This is a genomic window from Sphingobacteriaceae bacterium GW460-11-11-14-LB5, from assembly GCA_002151545.1.
Classification (GTDB): Bacteria; Bacteroidota; Bacteroidia; order Sphingobacteriales; family Sphingobacteriaceae; genus Pedobacter.
The window spans coordinates 267,780-280,977 of sequence record CP021237.1 but is presented as its reverse complement, the minus strand read 5'-3'; the positions used below and the strand labels follow the sequence as shown (position 1 = coordinate 280,977).

At 39.8% G+C, this 13,198-nt stretch carries 12 protein-coding genes; 4 read left to right on the top strand and 8 right to left on the bottom strand.

Features of this window, described 5'->3' with window-relative positions:
• Positions 1-9 precede the first annotated feature (9 nt).
• Both CA265_01105 and CA265_01100 read right to left on the bottom strand, forming a co-directional pair.
• Positions 10-1,908, bottom strand: coding sequence for a hypothetical protein (locus CA265_01105; protein ARS38361.1), 1,899 nt, complete (start codon positions 1,906-1,908; stop codon positions 10-12).
• Positions 1,909-1,937: 29 nt separating this feature from the next.
• Positions 1,938-2,327 carry a transcriptional regulator gene (locus CA265_01100; protein ID ARS38360.1) on the bottom strand — a complete coding sequence of 130 codons (390 nt, stop codon included), beginning with the start codon at positions 2,325-2,327 and terminating at the stop codon, positions 1,938-1,940.
• A 945-nt stretch (positions 2,328-3,272) separates the two neighbouring features.
• Between CA265_01100 and CA265_01095 the strand changes: the two genes are divergently transcribed.
• The 3 genes from CA265_01095 to CA265_01085 are packed head-to-tail and all read left to right on the top strand — an operon-like array spanning position 3,273 to position 5,176.
• The gene (locus CA265_01095; GenBank protein ID ARS38359.1) at positions 3,273-3,923 is read left to right on the top strand and encodes a transcriptional regulator; all 651 of its coding nucleotides are present in this window, start codon (positions 3,273-3,275) and stop codon (positions 3,921-3,923) included.
• A gap of 5 nt (positions 3,924-3,928) precedes the next feature.
• Positions 3,929-4,762, top strand: coding sequence for a permease (locus CA265_01090; GenBank protein ID ARS38358.1), 834 nt, complete (start codon positions 3,929-3,931; stop codon positions 4,760-4,762).
• 12 nt (positions 4,763-4,774) lie between these two features.
• On the top strand, positions 4,775-5,176 hold the full coding sequence (locus CA265_01085) for a hypothetical protein (protein ID ARS38357.1): 402 nt from the start codon (positions 4,775-4,777) through the stop codon (positions 5,174-5,176).
• Between the two features lie 59 nt (positions 5,177-5,235).
• On the opposite strand, the gene CA265_01080 is transcribed toward CA265_01085, so the two are convergent.
• Positions 5,236-6,093, bottom strand: a complete 858-nt coding sequence (locus CA265_01080; GenBank protein ID ARS38356.1) for a 6-phosphogluconate dehydrogenase — start codon at positions 6,091-6,093, stop codon at positions 5,236-5,238.
• Positions 6,094-6,266: 173 nt separating this feature from the next.
• On the opposite strand from CA265_01080, the gene CA265_01075 reads away from it, so the two are divergent.
• Positions 6,267-7,370 (top strand): DNA alkylation repair protein, encoded by a 1,104-nt coding sequence (locus tag CA265_01075; protein ID ARS38355.1) that lies wholly within the window; start codon positions 6,267-6,269, stop codon positions 7,368-7,370.
• Here CA265_01075 and CA265_01070 read toward each other — a convergent pair.
• The 5 genes from CA265_01070 to CA265_01050 all read right to left on the bottom strand — a co-directional run bounded on the left by CA265_01070 (position 7,359) and on the right by CA265_01050 (position 13,143).
• The gene (locus CA265_01070) at positions 7,359-7,817 is read right to left on the bottom strand and encodes an NUDIX hydrolase (protein ARS38354.1); all 459 of its coding nucleotides are present in this window, start codon (positions 7,815-7,817) and stop codon (positions 7,359-7,361) included. The two genes, CA265_01075 and CA265_01070, sit on opposite strands and share 12 nt — an antisense overlap.
• A gap of 312 nt (positions 7,818-8,129) precedes the next feature.
• Positions 8,130-8,321 (bottom strand): hypothetical protein, encoded by a 192-nt coding sequence (locus CA265_01065; GenBank protein ID ARS38353.1) that lies wholly within the window; start codon positions 8,319-8,321, stop codon positions 8,130-8,132.
• A 71-nt stretch (positions 8,322-8,392) separates the two neighbouring features.
• Positions 8,393-10,477, bottom strand: coding sequence for an alpha-mannosidase (locus CA265_01060; protein ARS38352.1), 2,085 nt, complete (start codon positions 10,475-10,477; stop codon positions 8,393-8,395).
• Between the two features lie 273 nt (positions 10,478-10,750).
• Positions 10,751-11,269, bottom strand: coding sequence for a hypothetical protein (locus tag CA265_01055; GenBank protein ID ARS38351.1), 519 nt, complete (start codon positions 11,267-11,269; stop codon positions 10,751-10,753).
• A gap of 179 nt (positions 11,270-11,448) precedes the next feature.
• Positions 11,449-13,143: a sodium:solute symporter gene (locus tag CA265_01050; GenBank protein ARS38350.1), complete on the bottom strand. Its 1,695-nt coding sequence runs from the start codon at positions 13,141-13,143 to the stop codon at positions 11,449-11,451.
• Positions 13,144-13,198 lie beyond the last annotated feature (55 nt).

Genomic DNA, 13,198 nt, shown 5'->3' with positions numbered 1-13,198 from the left:
TTTTAGAATCTATTGTTTATGATTTTCTACCAGGAAATTATACATCAGCGAATGATTTTCGTTTTTCAAAAACCGTTGCTTGTATTTTTTCTGCACATCAGCACTTTGTTTTACGCCATTTACAATTAAATCGTTTTTATTGAGTTTGTACGATAGTTTATTGGTACTGGTAATAATGCCGTCTTTCATCAATTCCTGATTGATTTCTTTGGTATAATCACGTCCATCTCCGTTGGTTACACTTTTCGAGGTAACTGTACGCTGCACGCCAGTTCTGGTACTTGTTCTTTCGTTATACACAGGAGGTGTTGGTGGTGTAGGCGGAGCTGGTAGATTAGTTGGCACTGGCGGAGCCGGAGGTAGCGGTGGGGCTGGCGGTACAGCATATGTAGCAGCACGGGGTGCCCTTGGCGCTCTTGGTGGGCGCGGCGGACGAGGTGCTCTTGGCACACGGTTTCCTCTACCTTCTTTATCATCCTGTGCCCATTTGGCATCTTCTATTGCCCATTTGGCGTCTTCCTTAGCTAATTTAGCATCTTCTTTTGCAAGTTTCTCGTCTGCTATCCTTAGTTTTTCGTCGGCAGTTCTGGCTTTAGCATCTTCTTTCCGCAGTCTTGCATCTTCTAATGCCTTTTTAACATCTTCCTTTCTGGCCTGCTGATCAGCAATTCTCATTTTTGCATCTTCAGCGGTTTCATTACGTTTAATTCGCTTGTTTTCTGCTAGCTGTTTCAATTGACGATCCATTTTCGAATTGATTTCTTTTTCCAATTGATCGGCAGATTTCCCTTCAACAGGTTTAGATTTTTTAGCTGTATCCTGTAAAACCTGTATTGAAGTAGCTATTTTTTTTCTGGTAACTGTTTTTGCATGGCCCACGCTTTTAAAGGCGGCACTGCAAACCACTACCGATACCAGGGCGATGGTTAATATTGTCTTTTCCATTTTGTTTAAAGTTGAATTGGTGTTGAATAACATCCTGCTTGCTCTGTGCAGCAGGCTACCTTTCTTACCCGTTATCGCCATAGCATAAGCAGGTGCACGCTGCTTAAACTCCTGACAGATGATGAGGGCCTGAACGTAGTTTTTGCGATCGCTTACACTGGCAATGGCCAAATCATCACAGCAATGTTCGCGTTCTGTTTTTATTAATTGTGATACCCAAAGTACCGCTGGGTTAAAGAAGAAAACGATTTCGATAAAACTTTGTAACAGGTTTACCAGATAATCTTTGCGTTTAATGTGGGCCAGTTCGTGAGCAAGAATCGCCTCAACTTCTGCATCTGACAGGCCGGTAAGCAAACCTAAAGGAATTAAAATTAAGGGTTTGAAATGCCCCACCACCATTGGCGCCTGCGCAATACCCGATTGCATGATTTTAACCGATTGACTTAAACCTAATTTTTCGGCCAGCACAGCTAATTTTTCATCCCATTTTTTACCCGCAGCATAGGTTTTATGTTTACGTAAATGATATACACCATTTAAACCTACCATTAACTGAATGCTTTTCCCACAGATAATTAAAAACCAGATCAGTACAATCTGATAAGCATATGCATTCCACAAAGAAAGAATTTTGTTCAGGCCCGAATACATGTCCTGCTGAACGTTTGCAATTACAGGTTGTCCGGTTTCAGGGAGATTAATTACGACCTGATCGGCACCAGAACCCACAGGCTTTTGCAGTTCTCTGCAAAAGGTGAAGAATATGGCTACAACAAACAGCACTAAACAAATGGTGAGCAGGTTATAGCGCATTACAGCACTTGCTTTTCGGGTGGTAAACATCACCAGGCCAGCCAGCAAAGCCAAAATTACCCCAAGCCATAGCGAGTGGAATAAAGTTGCGCCGAGGGCATGCAGCCAGTTTTCGGGTAAAAGGTTAATTAACTTAAATTCCATCATTGTGGTTCTTTAGAATCTGCTGTTATTAATTATTCCATGCTATCCAATAGCCGCTTTATCTCTTCTATTTCCTGTTTTGAGGTTTTTTCGTTACCCAGAAGCTGCATCATTAACTGTGAAGCAGATCCTTTATACAAAGTATGTACAAAACGGTCTAACAACTGCACTTTGGTTTTTTCTTCAGCCTCGACAGGAATATAAATGTGCTTCATTTGGCTTTCATCACGTTTTAATATCCCTTTCTCGGTTAAGATCTGCATCTGCTTTAAAGTTGAGGTATAATTCACCTCCCGCTGTTCGTTCAATTTATCGTTTACAAACCGAACGGTAGATGGACCGAACTCCCACAATACCTGAAGAATTTCCAATTCAGCTTTAGTAGGTTCGGGCAGGTTATTTTCGGATTGATTACTTTTCATATTCTAAAGGTACGATATTTTTCGTACGATACAAATATTAGGTTAAATATTTTTATAAAAAAAACACAAGAACCTCATTTTGAACGATTTAAATAAAAATAAATTAACAAGAGATCGGTAAGTTCTTTCTTTCTAAAGAAAAACATCTTTATTATTTGGAGCGCAAGGCTTGTGCAAAACAATAAGTTCCTTCCCGTTTTACGCTTTCCCGAAACTTCGGGATGCTTCGTTGCTGCAGGGTAACGCTGCAACCGGGGCTAGATGGCGAAAACATAGTTCATTTGTTAGGTTGCAGGGCGCACAAACCCTGGTTGCTAAACCCGATAAAGCGGAATAGCCCGGAGTGCAGCGAGGACTATAAGCGAAAGCGGGGCTGTAAATTGCCAAGAGTCACGAGCCCTTCATTTCCTAACCATAAAAACATGATTATGCGAATAGGTACGCCTTTAATTTCGGTCGGTGAGACACCAACTAATAGCCAAAACATCTATTTTCATTTGGAGCGCAAGGCCTGTACACCACAAAAAGTTCCTTCCCGTTTTACACTTTTACGCTTCGCTTCCTCGTACCTCGTTGCTGCAGGGTAACGCTGCAACCGGGACTAGATGGCGAAAACTTAGTTCATTTATTAGGTTGCAAGGCTACAATACTTTCTTCATAAAACTGATTGTAATGAAAAGCCCGCAAGCGGGGCACGAGCGTGGGCTTGTAATGCAAAGCAGGACTAACCCACTCCCATGAAACACCATTCTTTCATTTCCAGATTTTAACCAGACCTCTTTCATCAATAGCTTGTTGATGCTAATGCAGCACCTAAGGGCTTACCTCCAAATATCGATCATTAAGCCCTCAAACACTAGCCCAATTGCAAAATGATATTAACAAGACATTAAACATCTGATGTTCAAAACAAACATCGTATGTTTGTGCTGTAAATTCATCATCATGAAACAGGAGCACAAACTTTTCGAGCAGATAGCAGCAAAAATTCGTCAGGATATTAAAGAGGAAAAATTTAAAGTGGGCGAAAAAATCCCATCGGAACCTGCCCTAATGGAGTTATATGGCGTTGGCCGTTCTACCATCAGGGAAGCCATCAAATCGCTTACTTTATCCGGAATTTTAACCGTTCAACAAGGATTTGGCACCAAGGTAAATGCCATTCCTACCGAACCGATAGAACAACGCTTGCGCAGCTCTGATTTTGAAGAGATTAATCAGGTAAGGGCTTTGCTTGAGCAGGAAATTGTTCGTTTGGCTACGCAAAACCGAAGTGAAACCGATCTCCAATTGATCAGTGAGGCACTCGAAAGGAGAAAAATTTCTATTGAACAGGCACTAAGAACCGAATGTACCAATGCCGATATCGAATTTCACATGGCTATTGCACGGGCATCAGGAAACCGTGTACTAACCGATATCTATGAAAGCTTTACGGTAATTATCCGCGATTTTTTTGCCAAACGTGCGCCCTCTGGTATTGCGCATTTTGCCATGAGTCACCATTTGCACCAGGCATTGTATAATGCAATAAAAGAGGGTAATGCAGAGCGTGCCAGAGAAATAACTGTTACAATACTGAATAATAATCACTAAATATCATGTCAATTTTAACTTTTACCCTAATTTTAATCCTTGGCGCCTACCTTGCTGGCCTGGTTGGTTCATTAACCGGTCTTGGCGGAGGAGTAGTTGTCATTCCGTTACTTACACTCGTTTTCCATGTCGATATTCGTTATGCAATAGGCGCAGCATTATTAGCCTCTATCGCCAATTCATCCGGCGCAGCAAGTGCATACATTAAAGAAGGAATTACCAATATACGCCTGGGGATGTTTTTGGAAATTGCCACCACAGTGGGTGCAGTTATTGGTGCCTTAATTGCTGTTTACACCCCTACAAATACCATTGCCATTCTTTTCGGCAGTGTACTGCTTTTCTCTGCAGCAATGACGCTGAGGAAAAAGAACCAGGAAGCCTTAACGGAGGGCAGTAAACTTTCCGCCATCCTGAAGCTGAACAGCAGTTACCCTACACCAGCCGGCACTGTGGAGTATAAACTCAGGAACATTGGTGCAGGCTTTTCGATCATGACTGTAGCCGGAGTAATGTCGGGCTTGCTCGGTATCGGATCCGGCGCTTTAAAAGTACTGGCCATGGATACCGCAATGAAAATTCCATTTAAGGTAAGTACAACCACCAGTAATTTCATGATTGGTGTTACCGCAGCAGCTAGTGCTGTAGTTTACCTGCAACGTGGTTATATGGATCCGGGAATAGCGTTTCCGGTAGTACTGGGTGTACTGGGAGGAGCATTTACGGGCGCAAAATTATTGACCCGCATCAATCCATCTACCTTAAGGATCATTTTCTGTATCGCCATCACATTTGTGGCCTTCGAAATGATTTACAATGGATATCAACATAAATTTTAATTAAAAAAAGTAATGAAAAATATCAGTTCAACCCATCCCATACAAGACCGCGATATAGAAAAAATTGTTGGAAAATTATTAAGGTTTGGTGTAATAACCGCCAGTTTAATTGTTTTATCAGGCGGCATACTTTTCCTGATACAATATGGAACAGGAATAAGACCCGACTACCACATTTTCAAGGGGCAAGAAAGCAGCTACATTACTTTTGAAGGAATTTTTATGGGTGTTTTCACCCTAAAACCTATGGCAATTATTCAGTTCGGCGTTTTGCTTTTAATCATCACCCCCATTATGCGGATCGTATTTTCGCTATTTGCCTTTATCCAGGAAAAAGATAAACTATATGTGGTCATTACCTTAATTGTACTGGCAATTATATTAGGCAGTACTTTTGGTGGATTAAAAATTTAACCCTTTGATAAAAACAACTGAAAATGCTGTGGTAAAAACAGCATTTTCAGTTATCAAAATTAATTGCCGCTAAGCTGTTTAATGATCGCAATAATATCTTCTTCTCCATATTTTGCAGCGGCATCGCCGAAAGTATTCAGTGCGGTTTTAGCCAAAGGCGATGAAATGCCTTCTGCTTTAGCCAGGTTCAGATCTTTTACAATATGTTTAAGCGCAAAAGCAGCTTTATAATGATCAGCAATAATAGCATCACCTTTAATTTTAGTGAAAATATTGCCAATGGCTGCGTTATTGATCAATTCTAATAAATCCGATGTTTTAATCCCTTGTTTATTGGCAAACAAAACGGTTTCGGCCAAGCCTTGGGCATATAAAGCCAAAAGTGAATTGATGGCCAGTTTTGCACTGTTACCCGCGCCATTTTCGCCTACAAGCTTAGCTAGTTTGCCCATTTTTTCAAGAATCGGTTTTACCTGGTTAAATACATCTTCTTCACCACCCACCATAATAACCAGCTGACCGGTTTCTGCCTGCTTTACACTTCCTGAAACTGGCGCATCTAAATAAAAATTTCCATTGGCTTTACACAGCGCAGCCATTTCTTTTGAAATCGAAGGAGAAACCGTGCTCATATTGATGATGATCTTACCCGAAGTTTCTACACGCAAAAGACCTCCTTCTCCATTAAAAATCTGCGCTATGGCGGCATCGTCAGAAACCATAACGATTACAACATCGGTAGTGGTAATCAGATCCTGAGGTGTTTGGGCAATTGATGCCCCCATCTCTTTCAACGAAGCTTCCTTGTCCTTGCTCCTGTTGTAGACCATAACTGCATAACCTGCATTTATCAATTGCTCTGCCATCGGGATACCCATGTTCCCTAACCCGATCCAACCTATTTTTGTATGATTCATTTCGCTATTTTATGATTAAACAAATGTGGCAAAGAAAAAGCTGAAATTATTAAATGCCAGGTAAAAATGATACGATGAAACAATTATTTGATTGAAGCACATCGGAATACTAATTTTTTTAGTAAATTTACAATCTATTATACACTTGATCCCTCAATTCATTACCTAACAATATGGCCAGCCCGCTTAAAGATTTATATTCACCTGCCTTTTACGATAGATTAACCCATGCATTAGCGATTACCATTCCGGGTTTCGACAAAGGGAAATTTATCAAAAAGATTTTCACTCCCGAATTTGAATCAAAAGAATTGAAAGAGCGGATGAAACATACTTCGAAGGTATTACACGATTTTTTACCGGAAGATTATCCACTAACGATCGCACTGATCAAAAAAACAATCACACAGTTAAGGCTTCAGGGTATAGGGGAGGATGGCCTGGCTTATATGTTCCTTCCTGATTACATTGAAACTTATGGCATTGATGATTTCGAAAACTCTGTAGAAGCGCTCGAATTTGTGACGCAGTTTGTGAGCTGCGAATTTGCCGTTCGTCCTTTCATTTTAAAATACGAAAATGAAATGATTTTAAAAATGCAGCAATGGTCGTTACACGAAAGCCATAAAGTAAGAAGGCTCGCCAGCGAAGGCAGCCGTCCGCGGTTGCCCTGGGCTATGGGTATCCCCTTTCTGAAAAAAGATCCTACATCTATTTTACCCATACTGGAAAACCTTAAAACAGATCCATCTGAATATGTAAGGCGGAGCGTTGCCAATAGCTTAAACGACATTGCCAAAGATCATCCTCAGGTGGTTTTAAATGTGGCTAAAAACTGGTCGGGTTTGGGTACCGAAACAGATGCCATTATTAAACATGGCAGCCGTACCTTACTTAAACAGGGCCATACCGATATCCTTAAACATTATGGACTAGATGACACAGGGATTTTATTAAAAGATTTCAAAATTTTAACGCCCGAGATCAAAATCGGCGAAAGCCTGGAATTTTCTTTTTCTATTCTCAACGAAAATCCAACTGAACAAAAAGTAAGGCTGGAATATGCTATTTATTATAAAAAACAAAATGGGCAGAATACCAGGAAAGTGTATAAGATTTCGGAGCGGATTTATCCTGCAGGTGCAACAATAAACGTGATCCGAAAACAAAAATTCGTGCTGATTACCACGCGTAAATTCCATTTGGGCGACCACCAGATTTCGATAATTATTAATGGTGCCGAAAAGGAAATTTCACACTTCGAATTAAAGGCTTAGTTTGGATTTTAATTCATCGAGTAAAGCAATCTGCTTTTCATTGATGTATGTAATGGCTTTACTGTAAGTGAACCACTCAGCTTTATCTACTTCCGCAAAACTTTGCCTTTTACCCGATCGGGGTGGCCATTCTATTTCGAAGGTATTGCTAACGATTGTTGAAGGATCAAGATCCCCTTCTAAGGCCCAGCACAATACTTTTTTGCCGCCCTTCTGTATTATTGGAGCTAATTCAATGAAGTTGCCGGCTATGTCCTGACCTGTTTCCTCCTTAAATTCACGGATAGCTGCCGTTAGGGCCTCTTCACTTTCATTTAATTCGCCTTTAGGTACTGTCCAAAAGCCAAGATCTTTTTTAGCAAAAAACGGTCCGCCAGGATGAACCAGAAAAAATTCTACCTGCTGATTTTTTCTTCTGAAGAGCAATATTCCTGCGCTTTGTTTCATAAGGGTAAGGTAGGGATTTGTAATTAAAAACTAAAAGTTAGCTTGCTTTAACATCTTTCTATAAAGATCCTGAAACAAGTTCAGGATGACGACACTTTCTAGGAATTAACAACGACAAACCTTACGTCTTGCTGAACTTGTTTCAGCATCTGTTTTGCAACAGGATATCTTTGATTACTTTCAATGACCTAAAAGTGCTTGCGAACATCTGTAACAGTAGACTACCGTATATCGCAATAAAAAAGCAGCCAGGGTTTTTAAATCCTGGCTGCTTTATATAATCTAATATGTTGAGATTTTGTTAGAGGTGTTTTACAACAACCCGTACAACCCATGGGCATAATTCCTTAAAGAGGACGATACCGTCTTCATCTTATCCGGAGATGGGCCTTTCACTTTATAGGCTTCGGGGTGAAGTTCTAAAGGTTGTTCGTTAATTTGTTCTGATGTGCTTCTATTGCCTAATGTAGCATGCTGTTCTTCGCTTAATTTTAAAGGTGCCATGATCTTGAAATTTATACTAGAACAACAGGATTATCGGAAATAAGTTTGTTGTTTTTTGTAAATTTTTAAAATTATTTTTCAAGACTCGAAATCCAGTTTTTAGTGTCCGAAATTTTTACGGGAAAAGCCGAAGCAACAATTTTCAGTACGCCTCCGGCATTAATATCCTCTTGCGTAATGTAGTTCTTATTGAAAAGTTTTCCGTTGAGGAACACAGCCTTGATGTATTTATTTTTCAGGCTAAAATTTTCCGTTTCAATGGTAAAAGTTTTTCCTTTTGGCAGGTGATAACTTAGCGATGGGAATAAAGGCACATTTAAATAATAAATTGGCCAGCCTACACAAGCAGGTGAAAAACCACTTGCTGCAAACACATACCAGGCACTCATTGCTCCGGCATCATCATCCATCGTACGGAGATAGGCATGTGGTTGGTTTCGGTAAATTTTACCAATATAACTCCCTATTCCGCGGCTGTTATCATTAAAATAATTCTGGATTACGGTATCAGCAGCCAGTTGATGCATCCAGTATTGAGATTTATAACCAGACCTGGTAACATTATACATCAATGGAACCTGCAAATCCGGTTCATTAGCATGGTTATATAAATCGCGGGCAAAAAATTCATCCAACTTTGACAGATAAGCTTCCTCTCCTCCATCCAGTTCAATCAATCCTTTAAAATCATAGGGAACAAACCACCGGTATTGCCAGATGGTGCCCTGATATAAACCACGGGCCTGCATGCGGTCGACATCATTTTTCGTCATATCTTTAAAATCTTTATTCCAATATTTCTTGTATTCAAGCGCTTTATTGAGATAAAAATCAGATTTTTCTTTATGCTTCAAAATCTTAAAAATTTCCGCCAATGCCCAGTTGTCGTAACTCGATTCCAGTGCTTTATCCGGAGATTTATAATCCAGGCCATTTACCTCTTTCACTAACGAATCGGTAATTTTGTTAAAATCTACCGGATAACCCTTGCGGTAGGCATCAAGCAAAACCACAATGGCATGTTCTGAACGCACGGTATTTGATGGCTCATTTTGCCCGGCATAATCTTTTTTGCCAGAATGATAGAGATCTGCAATAGAACTCACCATTCCGGCATATCGATCCTGTTCAATTAAAGACAGCAAAGGTAATTGCGTGCGGTAATTGTCCCAAATGGCCCAGCCGTTATAACGGATTTCTTTATCTTTCTGAATTTCGCCTTTTGTATTACGATAGGTACCGTCGGTTTCAGAAATCACATACGGCGACTGCATGGTACGGTATAAAAGTGAGTAAAAAAGTTTTGCACTTTCCAGATCTCCATTTACGGCAATTTTAGAGAGATTTGTATTCCAATCGGCTTTGCTTTGTTCTTTTACGGTATTAAATGGGTTTTTATTGATGGAAGCTTTTGCAGCTGCTTCACTTACTGCAGAAAGTGCAATATTGATTCCTACCGAAGTTACTTCTCCTTTGAGCATGGCTATCATTTTGTGGTCGTCGATTACTTTCCACGATACGTTATCGCTGATTTCCATATAGTAAAACAACTTGTATTTACCTGCACCACAAGTTGTTTTCGAGCTAATCCATCCGCTTACGGTATTACCGTTTACCTCGTGCGATTCGGCCACAAAAGCACCATTAAAAGCATAACCCAAATCGAGATAAAAACCTTTGGCTCCCTTGGGGAATTGATAGGCATGCTTCCCGGCTTTGCCTAATACAGTAAAACTGGCTTTAATTTTATTTTCAAAACCAACTTCATAATAACCCGGACTTGCTTTTTCAGCAACCTTGATTAGTTCTGACTTCGCCGGATCGCCCCCTAAAAACGGTTTGATGAAAATATTACCACCCGAGCCCTGACAGCCTACCCCTTCGAAACGGTTGTGCGTAAAGCCTTCAAATTTCTTCGCCAGGTATTCGTAACCCGTATGCGTTTTAGGATAAGTCTGAGGACCAATACTCAACATGCTAAAAGGAGCCGAAGCCGCCGGCGACATCTGCCCGTGATCTGCAGAAGAACCTAAAAAAACATTCACCTGATCTACAGGTTTAGCTGTTTTAACAGAAAAATTCTGTGCTTTTTGCTGAGCTAAAACGTTTAACGAAAAGATTGGCAGTAAAGCCAGTAGTTTAAGGGAAAGCTTCATTATTTGTGTTGTTTTTAAATCGGCCTAAATTAGCATTTTAACATGAAGTAGATATTATGTTTTAGGTTCTTTACAAAAGGGGCTTTTCTGTTCATCACCCTGAATTTATTTCAGGGTCTTTATAGTTATATAAGGATGCTGAAAATAATTTAACATTACAATTCATTATTGATGAAACTATTTTTCAATATCATTATTAATTCAATCATTGAAAAAGGCATAAAAAAGCCGTTCCAATTTTACATCGGAACGGCGCTAAATAATTTTATCTTCTTACTTAATATTAACCGGAACAGAAATTTTATCCCATTCTAAAGCGAAGCCGCTTTTGGTAATTTTGTAAACCAAACGTTCTTGTGTTGCTTTTAATGCTTTGGTTTTAACATCAACACGCAAAGCATCTTTAGCTTCTTCGTATTTGTAAGCGCCCCACTGTTTTGGTTCTTTGTTAAAAATTGCTGTCCAGGTTCCGCTTTCTTTAGGAATTAAAAAGAAACTGTATTTTCCAGCGGCTAAAGCTTTACCTTCAACTACGATATCTTTATCGGTTTCGAAAGTAGTAGCCTCGTTAGCACCTGCACGCCAAACTTTATCAAAGGCTTCTAAACCGCCCCAGATTTTACGTCCTTTTACGGCAGGGCTGCTGTAATTGATGGTAATGGTTGCACCTTTTACTTTTCCTGTTGCTGTAGCTGCAGGACTTGGCTTAGGCTGAGCATCTTGTGCCATTGCACTTACAGAAATAGTAATTGCTGTAAATAGCAACGCGATTGATTTAATCATCGTTTTCATAGTATTATATTTATCTGTTTTTGTTGTTTTTGATTTTACGAATTTATGGCTTTAGGTTGATAAAAACTATAATCCTAGTGTCGAAAAAATTGAGCTGAACTTTTGTTACTTTAAATTTATTTCTACGTACAGATTAAAACCGCCTTATTTCTTTCTTCCAACAAATCTGATTTTAAATGTTATCTGTCGGCTACGGCTTTTGGATTAGAAAACAAGAGGCCAATTACCGAAAACATAATTACTGCTGCTGCGCCAATTACATTGAGCCAAAGAAATGAAACAATATCGAACTCATACACCGCGACAACAGCAATTTCGGATAAGATAGCCGCAATAAATACAATAGGCCCGTTTATCTTTTTAAAATAAAATGCGACCAGAAAAATACCCAGTATTGGTCCATAAAAAAGCGAGCCCAGTACATTAACGGCTTCTATTAGCGAGCCCATTTGCGTAGCAAACATGGCAACAGCTATTGAAAAAATGCCCCAGGCCAAAGTGTGCAAACGGCTGTATTTTAGTTCGGTTTCGTCATCTACTTCTTTTTTATTAAAAATGAGGTGTACATCTTTTAACGAACAGGCAGCCAATGAATTGAGTGCTGCTGAAATAGACCCCCAGCTGGCCAAAAAGATGACTGCGAAAAGCAGCCCGATCATCCCAACCGGAAGGGTATTCTTCACAAAGTATAAAAAGATATAATTGGTATCAGTTTTCTCTGCATTATAATTCGATTTGTTAATGGCCTCTTCTACCCTGCCATGCAGATCTTTCACCTTTTTTTGAGTTGATTTAAAATTCGCAATCGAAGAATTTAGATGTGGTGATTGCTTTTCCTTTTCTAGCAGGATATCTTTTGATTGCCGGTTAAATTGCTGCGCTAAAGTATGGTGTTCTTTTTCGAAAGCAGCTGCCTGCAAGGGCTGGGTTTCTTTTAAATATTGATAAGAACGCTCATTGAAATAAATCGGTGCGGGTTTTAAAGAAAAGAAAGCAAACAATAACGCACCAATTAACAGGATAGCGAACTGCATTGGGATTTTAACCAGTCCGTTTAACAGTAAACCCATTTTAGCATTGGTATTGTCTTTGGCGGTAATGTATCTTCCCACCTGGCTCTGATCAGTGCCGAAGTAAGAAAGTGCAAGGAAAAAGCCTCCGATTAAACCACTCCAGATGTTATATTTATCTTTCCAATCGAATTCTGTGGTAATTACATTTAATTTACCCGATTTCCCGGCCAGGTAAAGCGCGTCTTTAAATCCGATTCCATTGGGCATATTTTGCATCAAAAGGTATCCGGCAAAGGCCATCGTGCCTAAAATGATTAAAAACTGCAGTTTCTGTGTGTGTGCAATTGCTTTTGCGCCACCAACATAGGTATAAATCAATAGAATCCCACCAGTAAGAATATTGGTCAGATAAATATTCCAGTTTAAAACACTGGAGAGAATAATACTGGGTGCATAAATACTAATCCCGGTCGATAATCCCCGCGAGAACAGAAATAGCAATGAAGTTAAAACCCTTGTTTTTTTATCGAAACGGTTCTCTAAGTATTCGTAGGCCGTATATACATTCAATCGCTGAAAAATCGGGATGAAAGTAATACAGATCACAATCATGGCCAGTGGCAGACCAAAATAATACTGCACGAAGCGCATGCCATCGGTATAAGCCTGCCCGGGCGCCGATAAAAAAGTGATGGCACTGGCCTGTGTAGCCATAATACCCAAAAGCACAATATACCAGGGCATTTTATTATCGGCTTTTAAATAAGATGCGTTGCTTTTTTGCCCACGACCAATAAAAACGCCATAGGCTACCACAGCCATCAGGGTAAATATCAATACTGCCCAATCGATATTACTCATGCCCAGAATTTAGTAAACAGGTAATAAAATACAATCTGAAATACCAGCGCCAAAG